Genomic DNA, 19825 nt, shown 5'->3' with positions numbered 1-19825 from the left:
CTAGTCCCTCCTGCCCAGCGCGCCCGCGAGTTGCCGGCTGCTGTTCGCCGGCACCTTCCGCGGGTTCGGGCCGGCCGGGGCGATCTTCGGCGAGACGATCGCACCGTCCTTGTTGATCTTCGGCAGAGCCGTCTGCGGCTTCGGCATGATCGCCTTCTTGAGGTTCTGCTTGCCCTTGCTGTCGAGGCCGTACATCGCCTCGTAGATCTTGCGGACCGCGGGACCCGAGCCGCCGGATCCGGTACCGCCCTGGGAGATCGTCATCACGATGGCGTAGTCCTTGGTGTACGTGGACAGCCAGGACGTGGTCTGCTTGCCGGCGACCTCGGCGGTGCCGGTCTTGGCGTGCAGCGTGATCTTGTCCTGCGGCCAGCCGCCGAACTGCCAGGCCGCGGTACCGCTGGTGACCACGCCTTCCAGCGCCTTGTTGATGTACGAGACGGTCTGCTTGCTGTCGGGCAGCTTGCCCGCGACCCGGGGCTTGAGCGGCTGGACGCTCTTGCCGTCGGCGCTCACGACCGCCTTGCCCACGCTGGGCTTGTACATCGTGCCGCCGTTGGCGATGGCGGAGTAGATCGTCGCCTCCTGTATCGGCGTGAGGAGGGTGTCGCCCTGGCCGATCGCGTAGTTGACGGAGTCACCCGCGCGGAGATGGTTGCCGTCGGTGCAGTTCTCGTACTCGATCTGCTGGACGTAGCTGCCGTCCTTCTTGCCCTGCTTGCACCAGAAGTCCTTGTTGGCCTCCCAGTAGGCCTGCTTCCAGGCCCGGTCCGGGACCCGGCCGGCCAGCTCGTTGGGCAGGTCGATCCCGGTCTTCTTGCCGAGCCCGAACTCGTGGGCCGTCTTGAAGAACCAGTCCTTGGGGTGCTTGGGGTTGTTGCCGCCGTCCTTCTTCCACTGGTCGTAGGCCAGGTGGTAGAAGACCGTGTCGCAGGAGACCTCGAGTGCCTTGCCCAGGCTGATGGGGCCGAAGTTCTCGCCCTCGAAGTTCTTGAACTCGCGGTTGCCGATGGTCATCGACGAGGTGCAGGGGTAGCCGCCGTCCGGGGTGTATCCGGCGTTGATGGCGGCGCTGGTGGAGATGACCTTGAAGGTCGATCCCGGCGCCGACTGGCCCTGGATGGCCCTGTTCAGCAGCGGGTAGTTGGACGAGGCCTTGGTGAGTTTGTCGTAGTTCTTGGCCGAGATGCCGCCGCCCCAGACGTTGGGGTCGTAGGTCGGGGCGCTGGCCATCGCGATGATCTGCCCGGTGTGCACGTTCATCACCACTGCCGCGCCCGAGTCGGCCTTGTAGTTGCTGTGGGTCACCGAGTCCCAGGTCTTGCGGAGGTTCTTCATGGCCGTCGCCAGTTCTTTCTCGGTGATCGCCTGGACCCGCGAGTCGATGCTGGTGATGAGACTACTGCCGGGCTGCGACGGGGTCTGCCCGGCCTTGCCGATCACCCGTCCCAGGTTGTCCACCTCGTAGCGGGTGACCCCGGACTTGCCGCGCAGCTGCTGGTCGTAGGTGGACTCGAGGCCGGCTCGTCCGACCTGGTCGGAGCGGAGCAGCGGGTTGTCCGTCTTGCCCGACTTGGCCACCTCGTCGTCGGTGACCGGGCCGAGGTAGCCCAGCACCTGCGCGGCGTTGAGGCCGCCGGTACCGGGGTACGTGCGTACGGCCGTGGGCTCCGCGGTGATGCCGGGGAAGTCCTCGGTGCGCTCCCGGATCTGGAGCGCCTGCTGGGTGGTCGCGTCCTCCGTGACGGGGATCGGCTGATAGGGCGATCCGTTCCAGCACGGCTTCGGTGTCTTCGCGTCGCAGAGCCTGACCTTGGCGATGACCTCCGCGGGCTTCATGCCCAGAACGCCGGCCAGACGGGTGAGGACGGCTTTGCCGTCGTCGCTCATCTTCATCAGGGAGGTGCGGTTGGCGGAGACGACGAGCCTCGTCTCGTTGTCGGCCAGCGGTGTGCCGCGGGAATCGAGGATGGAACCGCGCACCGCGGGCTGGACGACCTGCTGGACATGGTTGTTCTTGGCTTCGGCGGTGTACTCGTCACCGTTGCGGATCTGGAGGTACCAGAGCCGGCCACCGAGGGTGAGGAGGAGGGAGAAGACGAGGATCTGGATGACGACGAGACGGATCCGAACCCGTGAGGTGCGTCCGGTCTCGGGGATGTTGCTCACGCGGAGCTCCCGCTACTGATGGTCCGGCTGGGTGTGCGGGGGGCGTCCCCCGGGAGGCGCGGCCTCACCGGGGGCCCCCACTGGTTGTCCGGGGATGCAGCCTCACAGCCGCTTGACCCCCTTGATGCGTCCTGCCCTGGCCGCCCGTGACCTGGCCGCCCTCATCCGCAGCACACCGCGCTGGTTCCCGATCCGCAGGCCGGTGCCCGTGGCCAGCCAGCCGGTCGCGACATCGCCCCCCGCACCGGTGCCCTGGGAATCGGCGAGCGGATCGTTCTCGGCGCGTCTGGCCAGCGCCATGATGAACGGAACGGTGAACGGCGCCAGCAGCAGGTCGTACACCGCGGCGCTGAACAGCAGGCCGGCGATGCCCACATGGCGGGCCGCCGTGTCCCCGACCAGCGCGCCCACCCCGGCGTACAGCAGGGTGGAGCCGATCGCCGCTGCGACGACGACGGCCATCGGGCCGGTGGCCGACCTGATACGGCCGCTCTCGGGCTTGGCGAGCCCCGCGGCGTAGCCGACCACGCAGAGCACCAGCGCGTACCGCCCGGCGGCGTGGTCGGCGGGCGGGGCCAGGTCCGCAAGCAGACCGGCGCCGAAGCCCACCAGGGCACCGCCCACGTGCCCGTACACCAGCGCCAGGGCCACTACCGTGAGCAGCACCAAGTCCGGCACAGCGCCGGGTAGTTGAAGTCGGGCGAGCACGCTCACCTGAATCATCAGGGCGACCACCACCAACGTGGCCGAGAGCAGCATCCGGTTGAGACGCATGCGGATCAGCTCCTCCTACTGAGGGACGTTGGCGTCGGCGTTGGGATCGGCGTTGCCATTGGGATCGGCGTCACCGTTGGGATCGGCGTTCGCGTCGGGGGCGGCATTGGCGTCGGGGGCGGCGTCCGCGTTGGGGTCGGGATTCCCCGACGGAGTGACCGTGACAGTGACGGTCGGGGCCGGCTTCGGCTTGGCGGGCTTGGCGGGGAGCACGGTGTCGCGCGGGTTCTCGCGCGGCGGCTCGACGACCACACCGACCAGGTCGAGCTTGGTGAAGCCGACGAACGGGTGGACGTAGACGGTACGGGTCAGATCGCCGCGGGACGGATCCACCCGGATGACCTGGCCGACCGGGACACCCGGCACGAAGGGCTTGTCGTTGCTGGAGCCGAAGGTGACCAGCCGGTCGCCCTTCTTCACGTCCGCCTTGCCGTTGAGGAGCTGCACGGCGAGCGGACGGTCGCCGCGTCCGGTGGCGAAGCCGAGTTCGTCGGTGTTCTCCATCCGGGTGCCGACGGTGAAGTCGGGGTCGTTGGCGAGCAGCACGGTCGCGGTGTGCGGCCCCACGGTGGTGACCCGCCCGACGAGTCCGTCGCCGTTGAGCACGGTCATGTTGCGCAGGATTCCGTCGGCGGAACCGGCGTCGATGGTGACGGTCCAGGAAAAGCCCTGGGCCGCTCCTATGGCGATGACCTGGGCGCCCTTGATGCCGTACTGGCCCCTGGCCGCGGTCTTGAGCATGGTGTCGAGCTGACGCACCCGGCTGCGGTTGCGGGCGCTGCTGCCGAGCTGCTGCTTCAGCGCCGCGTTCTCGCGCTGGAGTGCGCTGATGCGGTCGTGCCGGTCGCCGGAGTCCCGTACCGCACCGATCGCGTTGCCGACCGGGTTCACGGCGTCCGCGACACCGTTCTCGACCGGGCCGAACACAGTGGCGGCGGCGTGCCGGGCACTGTCGACCGGCGACGCCTCGCCGCCGCGAATGTCCACCGTGATCAGTGCGAACGCGATGGCGACCAGCAGCACCAGGAGCAGCCGGCTCTCTCGTGTGTCCCTCACGTGCGGAGGCCGTGCCTTCCTCGTCGGAATGTCTATGCGTTTGTGTATATCAACGTTCCGCCGCACCGGGCGGATATGCCCCGTACAGGGAGTCCCCCCGCGCCCACCGGGGCGCAGGAGGAGGAACGGCCTGTCCCGCCCGGCATTCCGCTACCGCCGCGGCTGGGCGTCCAGCACCTGCTGGAGCGCCTCGAATTCCTCGACACACTTGCCGGAACCGAGTGCCACCGAGTCCAGCGGATCCTCGGCGATATGGATCGGCATTCCGGTCTCGTGGCGCAGCCGCTCGTCCAGGCCGCGGAGCAGCGCGCCGCCGCCGGTGAGGACGATGCCGCGGTCCATGACGTCGCCGGAGAGCTCCGGCGGGCACTTGTCGAGCGTGGTCTTGACCGCGTCGACGATCGCGTTGACCGGCTCCTCGATGGCCTTGCGGACCTCTGCCGCCGAGATGACCACGGTCTTCGGCAGGCCCGAGACCAGGTCGCGGCCGCGGATCTCGGTGTGCTCGTCCTTCTCCAGGTCGAAGGCCGAGCCGATCGTGATCTTGATCTGCTCCGCCGTCCGCTCACCGAGCAGAAGGGAGTACTCCTTCTTGATGTGCTGGATGATCGCGTTGTCCAGCTCGTCGCCCGCGACACGGATCGACTGTGCCGTGACGATTCCGCCCAGCGAGATCACCGCGACCTCGGTGGTACCTCCGCCGATGTCGACGACCATGTTGCCGGTGGCCTCATGGACCGGCAGGCCGGAGCCGATGGCCGCTGCCATGGGCTCCTCGATGATGTGTACCTGGCGGGCACCGGCCTGCGTGGACGCCTCGATGACGGCACGGCGCTCGACCCCTGTGATACCCGAGGGCACGCAGACGACGACCCGCGGGCGGGCCAGATAGCGGCGCTTGTGGATCTTCAGGATGAAATAGCGGAGCATCCGCTCGGTGATCTCGAAGTCGGCGATCACGCCGTCCTTCAGCGGTCGCACGGCAACGATGTTGCCCGGCGTGCGGCCGATCATCTTCTTGGCCTCGGCACCCACGGCGAGAATTCCGCCGGTGTTGGTGTTGATGGCGACGACGGAGGGTTCGTTGAGAACGATCCCGCGACCCCTGACGTACACCAGCGTGTTGGCAGTCCCGAGGTCGATAGCCATGTCACGGCCGATGAACGACATTGAGTTCCCCTTGTTCCCCATGAGGATGCGTCGGGCCTTCCCAAGTGGAGCGATTGGCATTTGGTAGGCGAAGTGAGCGCTGTGGGTGTGAAGGCTTCATCGTAGTGCCGCCTGCACGAACATCGCGCGAGGGTCTCCGCCATGTGGGCGGTGTTGGCACCCGCCTCAGTCATGGTGACGTCATGTTGGAGCGATGCGTTCCCGAAATCGCCCGGCATATGCCGAAGGGCGACCGAATTAATTCGGTCGCCCGAGGCCGAGGGCGCTATTCGGCTGACAGCGTGTCAGGAGACGGCCGGGAAAAAAATCTTCAGTTCTCGCATCGCGGACTCCTCCGAGTCCGAGGCGTGGATGAGGTTCTCCCGGACGATGGTCCCGAAATCCCCACGAATGGAGCCGGGAGCCGCGGCGATCGGGTCTGTCGGACCGGCCAGTGCGCGTACTCCCTCGATGACCCGCTCACCCTCGACGATCAGCGCCACAACGGGGCCGGACGCCATGAACTCCACCAGCGGCTCGTAGAAGGGCTTGCCCTTGTGCTCGCCGTAGTGCTGCTCCAGGGTGTCCTGGTCGAGGGTGCGCAGCTCCAGCGCGGAGATGGTCCAGTTCGCCTTGCGCTCGATGCGGCCGATGACCTCGCCGATCAGGCCGCGGCGTACGGCATCGGGCTTGAGCAGGACGAGCGTGCGCTGGCTCACGGGGCGGACTCCTTCGTTCGCGGGGTGCGGGTTCTCAGAGGTTACAGGGCCCCGCACGCCGCCCATTACGCAGCGTCAGGCTCTGCGGATGACTGTTCGGCCTGGGCGGCCCAGCGCGCCTTCGTCTCGTCGATCTTCCGGCCGTAGTGGACCGACGCCCACCACAGACCGCCGAAGACCGCACCGAGGAAGAACATCGTCGGGACCACGAAACCGCTGAGCACCAGTGCGATCTGCAGCGCCCAGCCGATCTGCACCGCTCCCGGGCGGCTGAGCATTCCGCTGAGCAGCACCGAGAGCAGCATCCCGATACCGCACACGGTCCAGACCGTGGCCCCTGGGGTGTCGCCCTTCATGGCGACCAGGCCGGCGAATCCGATCACGAAGAACTCGCCGATCAGTGTGGAAGCACAGAGTGTCCGCATGACTCAGTGCCTCCCCAGGAGCAGCCGGGCCTCGCCGACGGTGATCACGGAACCGGTGACCAGTACCCCCGCTCCCGCGTATTCGTCCTCCTCCTCGGCGAGCGTGATCGCCGCCTCCAGAGCGTCGTCGAGCCGCGGCTCGACGACGACCCGCTCATCGCCGAAGATCTCCACCGCGAGCGCGGCGAGATCGTCCGCGCTCATCGCACGGGGAGTGGAGTTCTGGGTGACCACGACCTCCGCGAAGATCGGCTCGAAGGCCTCGAGCAGCCCCCGCACATCCTTGTCGCCGCTCGCCCCGACCACGCCGATCAGCCGGGAGAAGCTGAACGCCTCGGTGATGCCGGCGGCAGCCGCCTGCGCGCCTGCCGGATTGTGCGCGGCGTCCAGGACGACGGTCGGCGAGCTCCGTACGACCTCCATGCGTCCTGGTGAGGCCACCGAAGCGAAGGCCTTGCGCACCACATCGATGTCGAGCATGCCTGCCTGCCGTGCGCCCACGCCGAAGAACGCCTCGACCGCCGCGAGTGCCACCGCCGCGTTGTGCGCCTGGTGGGCGCCGTAGAGCGGCAGGAAGATGTCGGTGTACTCGGAGGACGCGCCGCCGAGCCCGCGCAGTGTCAGCAGCTGGCCGCCGACCGCGATCTCCCGGCTGCCGATACCGAACTCCATGCCCTCGCGGGCCACCGTGGCGTCCGTCTCGACGGCCTTCTTCAGCATCACCTGTGCGGCGTCCACCGGTTGCTGCGCCAGGATGACCGTGGCGTCCTGCTTGATGATTCCCGACTTCTCGACGGCGATCTCGCCGGGCGTGTCGCCGAGCCGGTCGGTGTGGTCCAGCGCGATGGGCGTGATCACGGCCACCGGAGCCTCGATGACGTTGGTCGCGTCCCAGCTGCCGCCCATGCCGACCTCCACGACCGCCACATCGACGGGCGCGTCGGCGAAGGCCGCGTACGCCATACCGGTGAGCACCTCGAAGAAGGACAGCCGGTGTTCCTGCTGTCCGTCGGTCATGTCGATGTACGGCTTGATGTCCTCGTACGTCTCGATGAAGCGCTCTGCCTCGATCGGGGCACCGTTGAGGCTGATCCGCTCGGTGATCGACTGGACGTGCGGCGAGGTGTACCGCCCGGTACGCAGCTCGAACGCGCCCAGCAGGGCCTCGATCATGCGCGCCGTCGATGTCTTGCCGTTGGTGCCGGTGATGTGGATGGACGGATACGCGCGCTGCGGATCGCCCAGGAGGTCGAGAAGCGCCTCCATCCGGACCAGGGAGGGGTCGAGCTTGGTCTCCGGCCAGCGGCCGAGCAGCTCCTGCTCCACCGTGCGCAGCGCCTTGTCCACCTCCGGGTCGGCGGGACGGGCCGGAATGCCGTCGCCCGCGGGCGGTCCGGCCTGCGTGCGCAGGGTACGGCTGCCGGCCTCGATCACCGCCAGATCGGGGTCACGGGTGGTCTCTGCGTCGACGATCTCGTCGAAAGGGTCGGACTCGCTCACAGGCCCAGTGTACGGAGAGAAGGGAACGGGGCTCACGCCCCGCCCCCTTGTCCGCCCTACGTCATGTCGCAGCGGCCCCGGACCGGGGACGCGCCCGCACCGGGGGCACCGATCCCCGTCCGGGGACGGTGCCGGCCCGCCCGTTACGCCTTCGGCAGCGCGTCCAGCTGGGCCTGGATCCGCTCGATGTCCGCCTCGGCCTTCGCGAGGCGGGTACGGATCTTGTCGACGACGTTGTCCGGAGCCTTCGCGAGGAAAGCCTCGTTGCCCAGCTTGCCGAGCGCCTGCGTCTTCTCCTTCTCCGCCGCGCTGATGTCCTTGGTCAGCCGCTTGCGCTCCGCCCCGACATCGATGGTGCCCGAAAGGTCGAGCGCGACCGTGGCGCCCGCGACCGGCAGCGAGGCGGTGGCGTGGAAGTCCGCCCCGGCCGGCTGGAGCCTGAGCACCTGGCGGATCGACGCCTCGTGCGGCGCGAGTGCCGTACCGGACAGGTCGAGCTCGGCCGGGACCTTCTGGCCGGGCTGCAGGCCCTGGTCGGAACGGAACCTGCGGACCTCGGTGACGACCTGCTGGACCAGCAGGATCTCCTGCTCCGCCGCGCTGTCGCGGAAGCCGGAGTCGGCGGGCCAGTCGGCGACGACCACCGACTCCTTGCCGGTGAGCGTCGTCCACAGCGTCTCGGTGACGAACGGGACGATCGGGTGCAGCAGGCGCAGCATCACATCGAGGACCTCACCGAGCACCCGCGCCGACGCCTGCGCCGGTTCGCCGCCCGCGAAGAACGTCGTCTTCGACAACTCGACGTACCAGTCGAAGACCTCGTCCCAGGCGAAGTGGTAGAGGGTGTCGGCCAGCTTCGCGAACTGGTAGTCGTCGTAGTACGCGTCCGTCTCGGCCACGACCGCGTTCAGCCGTGACAGGATCCACCGGTCGTTCGCCGACAGCTTCCCGGCGGGCGGCAGTTCACCCTCGACGTTGGCGCCGTTCATCAGCGCGAAGCGGGTGGCGTTCCAGATCTTGTTGGCGAAGTTGCGGGACGCCTTGACCCAGTCCTCGCCGATCGGCACATCGGCGCCGGGGTTGGCACCGTTGGCCAGCGTGAAGCGGACGGCGTCGGCGCCGTACTCGTCCATCCAGTCCAGCGGGTCGACGGCGTTGGGGTTGGACTTCGACATCTTCTTGCCGAACTCGTCGCGGACCAGGCCGGTCAGCGCGATGGTGTGGAACGGCGCGACGCCGTCCATCGCGTAGAGACCGAACATCATCATCCGCGCGACCCAGAAGAAAATGATGTCGTGCCCGGTGAGCAGCACATCGGTCGCGTAGAACTTCTCGAGGTCGGGGGTCTGCTCCGGCCAGCCGAGCGTCGAGAACGGCCACAGTCCGGAGGAGAACCAGGTGTCCAGGACGTCCTCGTCCTGATGCCAGCCCTCGCCGGTGGGCGCCTCCTCGTCCGGTCCGACACAGATGACCTCACCCGCGGGGCCGTACCAGACGGGGATGCGGTGGCCCCACCACAACTGCCGTGAGATGCACCAGTCGTTGAGGTTGTCGACCCAGTCGAAGTAGCGCTTCTCCATCTCCTTCGGGTGAATCTTGACCCGTCCGTCACGGACGGCGTCGCCCGCGTCCTTGGCGAGCGTCTCGACCTTGACCCACCACTGGAGGGAGAGCCGGGGCTCGACGGTGGTCTTGCAGCGCGAGCAGTGTCCGACCGAGTGCGTGTAGGGGCGCTTCTCGGCGACGATCCTGCCCTGCTCGCGCATGGCCTCGACGATCGTGGAGCGCGCCTCGAAGCGGTCGAGCCCCTGGAAGGGCCCGGGCACCGTGATGACACCCCGCTCGTCCATGATCGTCATGGATTCCAGGCCGTGCCGCTGCCCGATGGCGAAGTCGTTCGGGTCGTGCGCGGGCGTCACCTTGACGGCGCCGGTGCCGAACTCCGGGTCGACGTGGGTGTCTGCGACGACCGGGATGGTCCGGTCGGTGAGCGGCAGCTTGATCCGCTTGCCGATGAGGTGGGCGTAGCGCGCGTCGTCGGGGTGAACGGCGATCGCGGTGTCACCGAGCATCGTCTCGACCCGGGTGGTCGCGACGACCAGGGTCTCGTCGCCCTCTCCGTACTTCAGCGAGACCAGCTCGCCGTCGTCGTCCTGGTAGTCGACCTCGATGTCGGAGATCGCGGTCAGACAGCGCGGGCACCAGTTGATGATGCGCTCGGCGCGGTAGATCAGCTCGTCGTCGTAGAGCTTCTTGAAGATCGTCTGGACGGCCTTGGAGAGCCCCTCGTCCATGGTGAAACGCTCACGGGACCAGTCGACCCCGTCACCGAGGCGGCGCATCTGCCCGAGGATCTTGCCGCCGTACTCCTCCTTCCACTGCCAGACGCGGTCGGTGAACTCCGCGCGCCCCAGGTCCTGGCGGGACTTGCCCTCCTCGGCGAGCTGCTGCTCGACCTTGTTCTGGGTGGCGATTCCGGCGTGGTCCATGCCGGGCAGCCAGAGTGCCTCGAAGCCCTGCATGCGCTTGCGGCGGGTCAGGGCGTCCATCAGCGTGTGCTGGAAGGCGTGCCCCAGGTGGAGTGATCCGGTGACGTTCGGCGGCGGGATGACGATGGTGTACGGAGGCTTCTCGCTCTTCGCGTCGGCCTCGAAGTAACCGCGCTCCACCCAGCGCTCGTACAGCTTCCCCTCTACCTCGGCCGGCGCGTACTGGGTCGGCAGTTCGGAGATGGGCGCTGGAGTCTGCTGCGATGAGTTCTCGGTCACGGGGTCAGTTTAGGGGCGTCACGGTCCCGTACTGAAACGGAAATCTTCTGTGTGACTGTGGCCCCCGGCACTCCGGCCGGCCCGGGCGTCCGCCAGGATGTTCAGATACGCAAGCACCTACAGGGGGACCACGTCCATGAGCTACAACCAGCCGGGCCCGTACGGCCAGCAACCGCCGCAGCAGCCGGGCCCCTACGGCCAGCAGCCGCCGCAGCAGCCAGGCCCCTACGGTCAGCAGCCGCAGCAGCCCGGACCGTACGGTCAGCAGCCCGCGAACCCGTACGGCCAGCCCGCCGGCCAGCCGCAGCCCGGCTACGGCTACCCGCAGCAGGCCCCTCAGGGCGTACCGCCCCAGCAGCCGGGTTACGGCTACCCGCAGCAGCAGCCGGGACCGGGACAGCCCGGCCCGTACGGCCAGCAGCAGCCGCAGCAGCCCCCATACGGGCAGGTACCGCCTCCGCCGCAGGCGCCGAAGAAGAAGACGGGTCTGATCGTGGTCGCGGCCGTCGTGGCGGTCGCGGTGATCGGCGGCGGCGTCTATCTGCTGACCAAGGGCGGCGACAGCGGTTCGCTCGCCGACGACGGACCGCACATGCTGACGACACCGGCCAAGGTGCTCGGGGACTACAAGCGCAACGGCGCGAACCGGCCGGCGCAGGACGCGTCGTCCAGCGACGCGAAGGGACTGGCCAACAGCGGCATCACCCAGGCAAAGTCGGTCGGCGCCGTCTACTCCACCATTGACTTCAGCAACCCGGCCAAGGCGCCGAACCCTCTGGAGCTCGCCGGAGCACACTCCCTCAGCTTCGAGGGCCTGTACGGCAAGGTGAAGGACCCGGCAGCGACCGTGGACGCGGGCTTCGCCGCCTTCAAGAAGAACAACAAGGACAGCAAGGTCAAGTGGATCGGCGATCCCCAGTCGGTCAGCCCCGACAACCTTGACGGTGCTGTGATGAAGTGCCAGCAGGCACAGGGCCCGAACCCCGCCACCAAGAAGACGAACACGCAGTACTTCTGCATGTGGGCCGACTACAGCACGCTCGGCATCACCGTCCCGACCCAGGGAGCGGGCGACGGACTCAGCCTTGACGACTCGGCCAAGGTGACCGCCGATCTCCGCAAGGCCGTCCGCGTGCCCGTCAAGTAACGGGAGCCCGGACAGCGTAGGGGCGCCCGGTCGGTTCAACCGACCGGGCGCCCCTACGTCGTATGTCTGTGCCCCTACCGCTACGCGGACTTCTCGTGCCGCCCGTCGTTGCCGACGATGCGCGGCTCGCGCGGGACCAGCGTCGGGTTCACGTTGTCGCGGACCACGTCCGCGGTGATGACGACCCGGGCGACGTCCTTGCGGGACGGCACCTCGTACATCACCGACTGCAGCACCTCTTCCATGATGGCGCGCAGACCTCGCGCCCCGGTGCCCCGCAGGATCGCCTGGTCGGCGATGGCCTCCAGGGAGGGACGGTCGAAGTCCAGCTCCACGCCGTCGAGTTCGAAGAGGCGCTGGTACTGCTTGACCAGTGCGTTGCGCGGCTCGACCAGGATCTGGAGGAGGGCTTCGCGGTCCAGGTTGTGCACCGAGGTCAGTACGGGAAGGCGGCCGATGAACTCGGGGATCATCCCGAACTTCACCAGGTCCTCCGGCATGACCTCCTGGAACTGGTCGCTCGCCTCGATCTCCCGCTTGGAGCGGATGGTCGCGCCGAAGCCGATGCCCTTCGCGCCCGCCCGCGACTCGATGATCCGCTCCAGACCGGAGAAGGCGCCACCCACGATGAACAGCACGTTCGTGGTGTCGATCTGGATGAACTCCTGGTGCGGATGCTTACGGCCGCCCTGCGGCGGCACCGACGCGGTGGTGCCTTCCAGAATCTTGAGGAGGGCCTGCTGTACGCCCTCGCCCGAGACATCACGGGTGATCGACGGGTTCTCGCTCTTGCGGGCGACCTTGTCGATCTCGTCGATGTAGATGATCCCGGTCTCGGCCTTCTTGACGTCGTAGTCGGCGGCCTGGATCAGCTTGAGCAGGATGTTCTCGACGTCCTCGCCGACGTAGCCCGCCTCGGTCAGCGCCGTGGCGTCCGCGATGGCGAACGGGACGTTGAGCATCCGGGCCAGCGTCTGCGCCAGCAGCGTCTTGCCCGAGCCGGTGGGGCCGAGCAGCAGGATGTTGGACTTGGCGAGCTCGATCGCGTCCTCGCGGTTCGCACCGCCGCCGTTCTCGCCGGCCTGGACGCGCTTGTAGTGGTTGTAGACCGCTACCGAGAGGGCTTTCTTCGCGGGCTCCTGCCCGACGACGTACCCCTCGAGGAACTCGTAGATCTCGCGCGGTTTGGGCAATTCCTCCCACCGCACTTCGGAGGTCTCTGCGAGTTCCTCCTCAATGATCTCGTTGCAGAGGTCAATGCACTCGTCGCAGATGTACACCCCGGGGCCTGCGATGAGCTTCTTCACCTGCTTCTGGCTCTTCCCGCAGAACGAGCACTTGAGCAGGTCGCCGCCATCACCGATGCGTGCCACGAGGTGCTTCCCCTTCGCCTGGGAGACGCCACGTTCAGCGTCTCCTGGTGCCTCATATTCGACGGTACCTTGCCGGGCCCCCCGTTCGGGCCCCCCTTGGCACGGTTCACTTCGACGTGAACCGTGCCAGGGGATGGCAGGCAGATCAAACGACCGTCAGTTGGACAGCATCCCGACGGAGCCCTTGCGGGTCGAGACGATCTGATCGACCAGGCCGTATGCGAGCGCTTCCTCAGCCGTGAGGATCTTGTCGCGCTCGATGTCATCCCGGATCTTCTCGATCGGAGTGGTCGAGTGCTTCGCCAGCAGATCCTCCAACTGGGTCCGCATACGCAGGATTTCACGGGCCGCGATCTCCAGGTCGGAGAGCTGCTCACGGCCGGTCTGCGAGGACGGCTGGTGGATCAGCACACGGGCGTTCGGAAGCGCCATGCGCTTGCCGGGGGTGCCGGCGGCCAGCAGGACGGCCGCGGCGGAGGCCGCCTGGCCCATGCAGACCGTCTGGATGTCCGGCTTCACGAACTGCATCGTGTCGTAGATGGCCGTAAGGGCCGTGAACGAGCCGCCCGGGCTGTTGATGTAGATCGAGATGTCCCGGTCCGGGTCCATCGACTCCAGGCAGAGCAGCTGCGCCATGACGTCGTTGGCGGAGGCGTCGTCGATCTGCACGCCGAGGAAGATCACACGCTCCTCGAAGAGCTTCGCATACGGGTCGTACTCGCGCACGCCCTGCGAGGTGCGCTCGACGAAGCGCGGAACGATGTAGCGGTTGTCGACCTGCGGGCCGGTGTACAGGCCGCTGGCGGAAGCGGAGTGGTCGTTCATGTGGGTGTTCACCATCCTGGTGGCGTTCAGTGGTCGGCCGGGCTCGTGGACAGGGCTGCGGAGCTTCAGGCTCCGGTGCCGCCACCGCCCGGGACGCGCGAGGCGGAGGAGATGATCTCGTCGATGAGGCCGTACTCCTTGGCCTCCTCCGCGGTGTACCAGCGGTCACGGTCACCGTCGCGGATGATGGCGTCGACGGTCTGGCCGGAGTGGCGGGCGGTGATCTCCGCCATGCGCTTCTTCGTACGCAGCAGCTGTTCCGCCTGGATCTTGATGTCCGATGCGGTACCGCCGAGGCCTGCCGAGCCCTGGTGCATCAGGATGTCGGTGTTGGGGAGCGCGAAACGCTTGCCCGCGCTGCCGCCGGTCAGCAGGAACTGGCCCATCGAGGCCGCGAGCCCCATACCGATGGTGACCACGTCGTTCGGGATGTACTGCATGGTGTCGTAGACCGCCATGCCCGCCGTCACCGAGCCGCCGGGGCTGTTGATGTACAGGTAGATGTCCTTGTCCGGGTCAGCGGCAAGGAGGAGCAGCTGTGCGGTGATCTTGTTGGCGATGTCATCGTCGACCTGCTGGCCGAGGAAGATGATCCGCTCGCCGAGCAGTCGGTTGTAGACCTGGTCGCCGAGGCCGCCACCGATGTTGGGCTCGCCGGCGGCGTAAGGCATCAGATTCGTCACGTATCCACCTGCTCGTCTCTGACGGCTGCGGCCGTCTCAGCGTCTTCGTACTGAAGGAGTGCGGGGGTCGGGTACTCCCCTGCCCTCCTCTTCATGGACCCTAACGCGCAGGTGGGACAACGCCATCCCGCTTCCCGAACTGTTCGCTGGGAGCGCAAGGTAGCGGCCCGTTCACGCGTACGACGAAGGGTCCGGACGTACAGGACGTCCGGACCCTTCATCCGGGTTCTGACCCGGTCGAGATCGCGAGAAGATCAGACGGAGGCTCAGGCCTCGGTCTTGTCCTCTGCCGCGTCGCCGGCGGCGGCCTCGGCCGCGTCGTCCGACTCGGCAGCCTCGTCCTCGTCGTCGCTGAGGTCGACGACCTCACCCTTGGTGTCCTTGACCGTGGCGGCCTCCACGACGACCGCGAGGGCCTTTCCGCGGGCGACCTCGCCGACGAGCATCGGGACCTGGCCGCCCTCGACGACCGCCTGGGCGAACTGGTCGGGGCTCATGCCGGAGGACTGCGCGCGCCGCATGAGGTGCTCGGTGAGCTCCTCCTGGTTGACGTTCAGCTTCTCCTTGTTGACCAGCTCGTCGAGAATGAACTGGGTCTTGATGCCCTTCTCGGCCTGCTCCTTGGTCTCGGCGGTGAACTCTTCCTCGGACTTGCCCTGGATCTCCAGGTACTTGGCGAGGTCGAGGCCCATCTGGCCGAGCTGGTGGTGCTCCAGGTTGTGCTTACGAGTGTTGATCTCGTCCTCGAGAAGCTTCTCGGGGATCGGGACCTCCGTCAGCTTCAGCAGCTCGTCGAGGACGCGCTCCTGTGCCTGGGTGGCCTGGTCGTACTGCTTGGTGTTCTCGAGGCGCTTGCGGCTGTCGGCCTTGAGCTCGTCCAGGGTGTCGAACTCGCTCGCCAGCTGCGCGAAGTCGTCGTCCAGGGCGGGGAGCTCACGAGCGGCGACCGCGGTCACCTTGACGGAGACCTCGGCGGCCTTGCCTTCGGCCGAGCCGCCCTTCAGCTCGGAGGTGAAGGTGGTCTCGCCACCGGCCTCCAGGCCGGTCACGGCCTCGTCGATGCCATCGAGCAGCTCACCGGAGCCGATGGTGTACGAGACACCCTCGGCCACGCCGTCCTCGAGGACCTCGCCGTCGACCTTGGCTTCCAGGTCGATCGTCACGACATCGCCGTCGGCGGCGGCGCGCTCGACGGGGTTGGTGGAGGCGAAGCGTCCACGCAGGTCCTCGACGGCCTTGTCGACGTCCTCGTCGCTGACCTCGACGGCGTCCACCTCGACCTCGATGCCGGAGTAGTCCGGAATCTCGATCTCGGGCCGGATGTCGACCTCGGCGGTGAAGGAGAGCAGCTCGCCGTCCTTGAGCTCGGTGATGTCGACCTCGGGCTGGCCGAGTACGTTCAGCTCACCCTCGTTCACGGCCTCGGTGTAGAACTTCGGGAGGGCGTCGTTGACGGCCTCCTCCAGGACGGCACCGCGGCCGAAACGCTGGTCGATGACGCGGTTCGGGATCTTGCCCTTACGGAAGCCCTTCACCGTGACCTGCTCGTTGATCTTCTTGTACGCCGCGTCGAGGCTGTCCTTGAGCTCCTCGAAGGGCACCTCAATGCTGAGCCGAACCCGGGTCGGGTTCAGGGTCTCCACGGCGCTCTTCACGGTTCGGTCTCCTTGGGGGCTGACTTCAGAATCTCTGCCCGGTTGAGAGACACGCGGGCACACAGCTTGCATAGTAACGGCAAGCAGGATGAGACCCACAATGCGATCTTGCGGGCGGGCATGATGGTCGGGGTGGCCGGATTCGAACCGACGACCTTCCGCTCCCAAAGCGGACGCGCTACCAAGCTGCGCCACACCCCGTCGGTGCGAGACGTAGGGTACATGGCCGCCGACGGTGTCGCGGCTTCTTTACGCGCTCGGGGGCGGGTGTGCGCCGACCGGCTCCGACCCGCTACGATGCTTTTCGTGCCGTGGTCGCTCCGACCTGCGGCGCCTGCGGGCGTAGCTCAATGGTAGAGCCCTAGTCTTCCAAACTAGCTACGCGGGTTCGATTCCCGTCGCCCGCTCCACATGATGAAGGCCCAGGCAAGAGGACCGTTTCCTCTGCCTGGGCCTTCGCCGTCCCCCGGGCCGGATCAGCCGTCCGTGCCCTCCTGCGTGCCCGTTCCGGAGGGGCCGGCCGCAGAGCCCTCGCGATCGCCTTGTCGACGGCGCCGCGATCTCCCGTTCCTGGCCCCCGAGCCGGCAGTTCAGCGCCGCACGCGACAGCCCGGCCCGGCGATGACTCGCCGGGCCGGGCTGTCGTCGTTCCGGGGCCGACCCCTAGAACTTGATCTGGTTGATCGTGTCGGCTATCGAGTTGAGAAATCTGTTGATCGACGGAGCCATGCCTGTCGACGCCAGGAAGAAGCCGAAGAGCATGGCGACGATGGCCGGGCCCGGCTTGATGGAGCCGCTTCGGATCAACACCACAAGGACGATCGCCAAAAGCAGCACCACAGACAGTGAAATGGCCACAACTGATCACACCCTTGGTCGGTCCGCCTTGCCGGCCGGGAACGGTGACGCTCCAGCACTCTTCCTCATGGTCCATGGTGCCACCAACAGGCCTGTGGTTGTTGCCTGGTGGCGAATCGTCGCCGATCGGATCACGCCATCCCGCGCGCCCCCCGCGCGCGCCCCTCACGCCGGGAACGCGGCGGCCACCCGCCCACCGGGGCACTCATTCCGGACTGCCCGCAGCGCGACTTGCAAAAGCAAATCACGATCGATCGTTTCAGTGCCCACACATCTTATTCACAGGCTATTGCGATAAGAACGAATGATCTACTGGCGGTGATCAAGGTCCGATGCCGTGCACCCTTTGATGGGGATTAGACGGTCATATACGGACATAACATCAAGCTGTTAGATGTAAGCGGACGGGGTACACGTACTGCGAATATCACACATGGGAGAGAGGGTTTTACGGAATCCCTCACGCAACGCTAGGGTGCCTCGAATGGTTCACGCTCCATATGGATATCAGCGGGCTCCCCTCCCCCTGGCACGGGAGACGGAACTCCACCCCCCCACAAGCGCACAGGCGCCACCCAGACCTGATGCGACGCGCGCGCCGGCGGCTGCCCCAGCCGCGAAGAAGCAGCGTGACGCCCTCTTCGACAACGCCAAGTTTCTTGCCATCGTGCTCGTGGCCATGGCGCACGCGTGGGAACCCCTGATGGACGGCAGCCGCACCACCAGGGCGCTGTACATGTTCATCTACACGTTCCACATGCCGGCATTCATTCTTATTTCAGGCTATTTCTCCCGCAGTTTCGACATGCGGCCGGACCGGCTGCGCCGGCTGGTCACAGGCGTCGTCGTCCCGTATGTGATCTTCGAGACCACGTACTCGCTCTACGAGAAGTGGGGCAACGACGACCCCGGGCATGAGATCAGCCTGCTCGATCCTTACTACCTGACCTGGTTCCTGGCCGCGCTGTTCATCTGGCGGATGACCACACCGATCTGGCGCAATCTGCGCTATCCGATGACGATCTCGGTTGTCGTCTCGGTGCTGGCCTCGATCACTCCGAACATCGGCGACGACCTCGACCTCCAGCGGGTCCTGCAGTTCCTGCCGTTCTTCGTGCTGGGCCTTCGGCTGAAGCCGGAGCACTTCCAGCTGGTGCAGCGCCGCGAGGCGCGGCTGCTCGCCGTGCCCGTCATGCTCGCCACAGTGGTGTTCTCGTACTGGGCGGCGCCCCGGATGACGCTCAACTGGTTCTACCGCGGCACCAGTTCCGAGCAGCTGGGCGTGGGCTGGTGGGAGGGCGTCGTGATGGCTCTCGGCCTCACCGCCTGCTCGATCGTGCTGACCGCTTGCTTCCTGGCACTGGTACCGCGCAACAAGACCTGGTTCACCTCACTCGGCGCGGGAACGCTCTGCGGCTATCTGCTGCACGGTCTGCTGATCAAGACCATCGAGTACACCGGCTGGATCGACGACTACGGCTGGCTGAAGAGTCCCCTCGGTGAGGTGTTCTCGACGCTCTTCATGGCGGCTGCGGTGACGGTGTTCTGCACCAAGCCGGTACGCCGGGTGATGCGTTTCGCCACGGAGCCCGAGATGGCCTGGGCCTTCCGGCCCGACCCGGTGGAAGGCGCCCGTCGGCGCGAGAAGGTCGCGGCCTGACAACCGGCCGCGGGGCCCGGCCGGCAGGTACGTCCGGCGGGGCCCCGCAGGTATGTGCGGGGCCCGCGTTCCCGGGCCTCCGAGGGGGCGGCGTCAGGCCACCGCACCCGCGTACGCCGGAGCGGTGAGGGCCGTCATACGCGCCGCGATCCGCTCCGCCGAGGTGCGCGGCAGGCTGTCCGCGATCTCGCCGTCGGCGAGGAAGAGCACCCGGTCCGCGTAGGCGGCGGCCGCCGGATCGTGGGTGACCATCACCACGGTGGCGCCGAGCATGTCCACCGCCTCGCGCAGCAGGGACAGCACCTCGGCCGCCGTCGTGGTGTCGAGGGCGCCGGTGGGTTCGTCGGCGAAGATCACATCGGGCCGTGTGACCAGGGCGCGGGCGATGGCGACGCGCTGCTGCTGGCCACCGGAGAGTTCACCGATGCGGCGTTTCGCCGTGCCGTCCAGGCCTACCCGGGCGAGGAGTTCGGCGGCCCGCCTGCGGTCCTGGCGCACACCGGCGAGCCGCATCGGCAGCAGGATGTTCTGCTCGACGGTGAGTGCGGGCAGCAGGTTGAACGACTGGAAGACGAAGCCGAGGCGGGAACGGCGCAGGGCGGTCAGCTTGTTCTCGCTCATTCCGGTGATCTCGGTGCCGCCCAGCCGTACGGAGCCGCCGGTGGGGCGGTCGAGGCCCGCCGCGCACTGCAGAAACGTCGACTTACCCGACCCGGACGGGCCCATCACCGCGGTGAAACCGGCGCGCGGCAGGCAGAGATCGATCCCGTGCAGGGCGTGCACCGCTGAGCTGCCGCGTCCGTACTGACGGCGCACTCCACGGAGCTCCACGGCCTGGTCCCCGTCGGCGGCGGGCTCCTGGATCCCGCGTCCGGCCTGCTGTGTGCCGCGCCGAAGCCCCATCGTGTCCGCCTTCCCGTGCTTCGCCCGATGTTCCACGCCTCCGACGCTACGGAGAGCGGCCGCTGCCGACCATGGCGGCTGCTGGCGGACCAGGGGTGGGGTTCTCCCCACCCCTGGGGCTGTCCCGCCCTCCTGGTGCCACGCTCCTCGCGTCCGTCCCC

16 protein-coding genes and 2 tRNA genes are annotated in these 19825 nt (G+C 67.5%); 3 read left to right on the top strand and 15 right to left on the bottom strand.

What is annotated here, in order from left to right:
* The 8 genes from mrdA to OHS16_RS20925 form a co-directional block, all read right to left on the bottom strand.
* A complete protein-coding gene (mrdA, locus tag OHS16_RS20960) occupies positions 1-2169 on the bottom strand; it encodes a penicillin-binding protein 2 (RefSeq protein WP_328538757.1) in 2169 nt (722 codons plus the stop codon).
* A 102-nt stretch (positions 2170-2271) separates the two neighbouring features.
* On the bottom strand, positions 2272-2943 hold the full coding sequence (gene mreD, locus OHS16_RS20955) for a rod shape-determining protein MreD (RefSeq protein ID WP_328538756.1): 672 nt from the start codon (positions 2941-2943) through the stop codon (positions 2272-2274).
* Between the two features lie 15 nt (positions 2944-2958).
* Complete coding sequence (gene mreC, locus OHS16_RS20950; RefSeq protein WP_328538755.1) at positions 2959-3999, bottom strand: rod shape-determining protein MreC; 1041 nt, start codon at positions 3997-3999, stop codon at positions 2959-2961.
* 150 nt (positions 4000-4149) lie between these two features.
* Positions 4150-5169, bottom strand: a complete 1020-nt coding sequence (locus OHS16_RS20945; RefSeq protein WP_164261203.1) for a rod shape-determining protein — start codon at positions 5167-5169, stop codon at positions 4150-4152.
* Positions 5170-5453: 284 nt separating this feature from the next.
* The gene (gene ndk, locus OHS16_RS20940; RefSeq protein WP_328538754.1) at positions 5454-5867 is read right to left on the bottom strand and encodes a nucleoside-diphosphate kinase; all 414 of its coding nucleotides are present in this window, start codon (positions 5865-5867) and stop codon (positions 5454-5456) included.
* A gap of 65 nt (positions 5868-5932) precedes the next feature.
* The gene (locus OHS16_RS20935; protein ID WP_328538753.1) at positions 5933-6292 is read right to left on the bottom strand and encodes a DUF4233 domain-containing protein; all 360 of its coding nucleotides are present in this window, start codon (positions 6290-6292) and stop codon (positions 5933-5935) included.
* 3 nt (positions 6293-6295) lie between these two features.
* Positions 6296-7792 carry a bifunctional tetrahydrofolate synthase/dihydrofolate synthase gene (gene folC, locus OHS16_RS20930; RefSeq protein WP_328538752.1) on the bottom strand — a complete coding sequence of 499 codons (1497 nt, stop codon included), beginning with the start codon at positions 7790-7792 and terminating at the stop codon, positions 6296-6298.
* A 143-nt stretch (positions 7793-7935) separates the two neighbouring features.
* On the bottom strand, positions 7936-10560 hold the full coding sequence (locus OHS16_RS20925) for a valine--tRNA ligase (protein WP_328538751.1): 2625 nt from the start codon (positions 10558-10560) through the stop codon (positions 7936-7938).
* Positions 10561-10696: 136 nt separating this feature from the next.
* On the opposite strand from OHS16_RS20925, the gene OHS16_RS20920 reads away from it, so the two are divergent.
* Positions 10697-11707, top strand: coding sequence for a hypothetical protein (locus OHS16_RS20920; protein ID WP_328538750.1), 1011 nt, complete (start codon positions 10697-10699; stop codon positions 11705-11707).
* 80 nt (positions 11708-11787) lie between these two features.
* Here the strand turns inward: OHS16_RS20920 and clpX are convergent, their stop codons facing one another.
* From clpX to OHS16_RS20895, 5 genes are all read right to left on the bottom strand, one after another.
* Positions 11788-13080 carry an ATP-dependent Clp protease ATP-binding subunit ClpX gene (gene clpX, locus OHS16_RS20915; protein WP_328538749.1) on the bottom strand — a complete coding sequence of 431 codons (1293 nt, stop codon included), beginning with the start codon at positions 13078-13080 and terminating at the stop codon, positions 11788-11790.
* 156 nt (positions 13081-13236) lie between these two features.
* A complete protein-coding gene (locus OHS16_RS20910; RefSeq protein ID WP_328538748.1) occupies positions 13237-13920 on the bottom strand; it encodes an ATP-dependent Clp protease proteolytic subunit in 684 nt (227 codons plus the stop codon).
* Positions 13921-13970: 50 nt separating this feature from the next.
* Positions 13971-14588, bottom strand: a complete 618-nt coding sequence (locus tag OHS16_RS20905; protein WP_328538747.1) for an ATP-dependent Clp protease proteolytic subunit — start codon at positions 14586-14588, stop codon at positions 13971-13973.
* 266 nt (positions 14589-14854) lie between these two features.
* Positions 14855-16243: a trigger factor gene (gene tig / locus OHS16_RS20900; protein WP_328538746.1), complete on the bottom strand. Its 1389-nt coding sequence runs from the start codon at positions 16241-16243 to the stop codon at positions 14855-14857.
* Positions 16244-16367: 124 nt separating this feature from the next.
* A tRNA-Pro gene (locus OHS16_RS20895) sits at positions 16368-16444 on the bottom strand.
* Positions 16445-16579: 135 nt separating this feature from the next.
* Here OHS16_RS20895 and OHS16_RS20890 point away from each other — a divergent pair.
* Positions 16580-16653, top strand: a tRNA-Gly gene (locus OHS16_RS20890).
* Positions 16654-16906: 253 nt separating this feature from the next.
* Here OHS16_RS20890 and OHS16_RS20885 read toward each other — a convergent pair.
* The gene (locus OHS16_RS20885; RefSeq protein ID WP_328538745.1) at positions 16907-17101 is read right to left on the bottom strand and encodes a hypothetical protein; all 195 of its coding nucleotides are present in this window, start codon (positions 17099-17101) and stop codon (positions 16907-16909) included.
* A gap of 484 nt (positions 17102-17585) precedes the next feature.
* Here OHS16_RS20885 and OHS16_RS20880 point away from each other — a divergent pair, with 484 nt between their 5' ends.
* Positions 17586-18761 (top strand): acyltransferase family protein, encoded by a 1176-nt coding sequence (locus OHS16_RS20880; protein WP_328538744.1) that lies wholly within the window; start codon positions 17586-17588, stop codon positions 18759-18761.
* Positions 18762-18854: 93 nt separating this feature from the next.
* Here OHS16_RS20880 and OHS16_RS20875 read toward each other — a convergent pair whose 3' ends face one another.
* Positions 18855-19664, bottom strand: a complete 810-nt coding sequence (locus tag OHS16_RS20875) for an ABC transporter ATP-binding protein (protein ID WP_328540927.1) — start codon at positions 19662-19664, stop codon at positions 18855-18857.
* Positions 19665-19825: the final 161 nt, after the last annotated feature.

The sequence above is a fragment of the Streptomyces sp. NBC_00344 genome (assembly GCF_036088315.1).
Taxonomy (GTDB): Bacteria; Actinomycetota; Actinomycetes; order Streptomycetales; family Streptomycetaceae; genus Streptomyces.
The sequence above is the reverse complement of the archived record's forward strand: the minus strand, read 5'-3'. Positions and strand labels throughout refer to the sequence as shown.

Excerpts from the sequence above, each read along its gene's own strand:
- mreD (WP_328538756.1), bottom strand. The coding sequence starts at position 2,943 with ATGCGTCTCAACCGGATGCTGCTCTCGGCCACGTTGGTGGTGGTCGCC.
- OHS16_RS20945 (WP_164261203.1), bottom strand. The coding sequence starts at position 5,169 with ATGTCGTTCATCGGCCGTGACATGGCTATCGACCTCGGGACTGCCAAC.
- OHS16_RS20935 (WP_328538753.1), bottom strand. The coding sequence starts at position 6,292 with ATGCGGACACTCTGTGCTTCCACACTGATCGGCGAGTTCTTCGTGATC.
- OHS16_RS20920 (WP_328538750.1), top strand. The coding sequence starts at position 10,697 with ATGAGCTACAACCAGCCGGGCCCGTACGGCCAGCAACCGCCGCAGCAG.
- OHS16_RS20910 (WP_328538748.1), bottom strand. The coding sequence starts at position 13,920 with ATGGTGAACACCCACATGAACGACCACTCCGCTTCCGCCAGCGGCCTG.
- OHS16_RS20880 (WP_328538744.1), top strand. The coding sequence starts at position 17,586 with ATGGTTCACGCTCCATATGGATATCAGCGGGCTCCCCTCCCCCTGGCA.
- OHS16_RS20875 (WP_328540927.1), bottom strand. The coding sequence starts at position 19,664 with ATGGGGCTTCGGCGCGGCACACAGCAGGCCGGACGCGGGATCCAGGAG.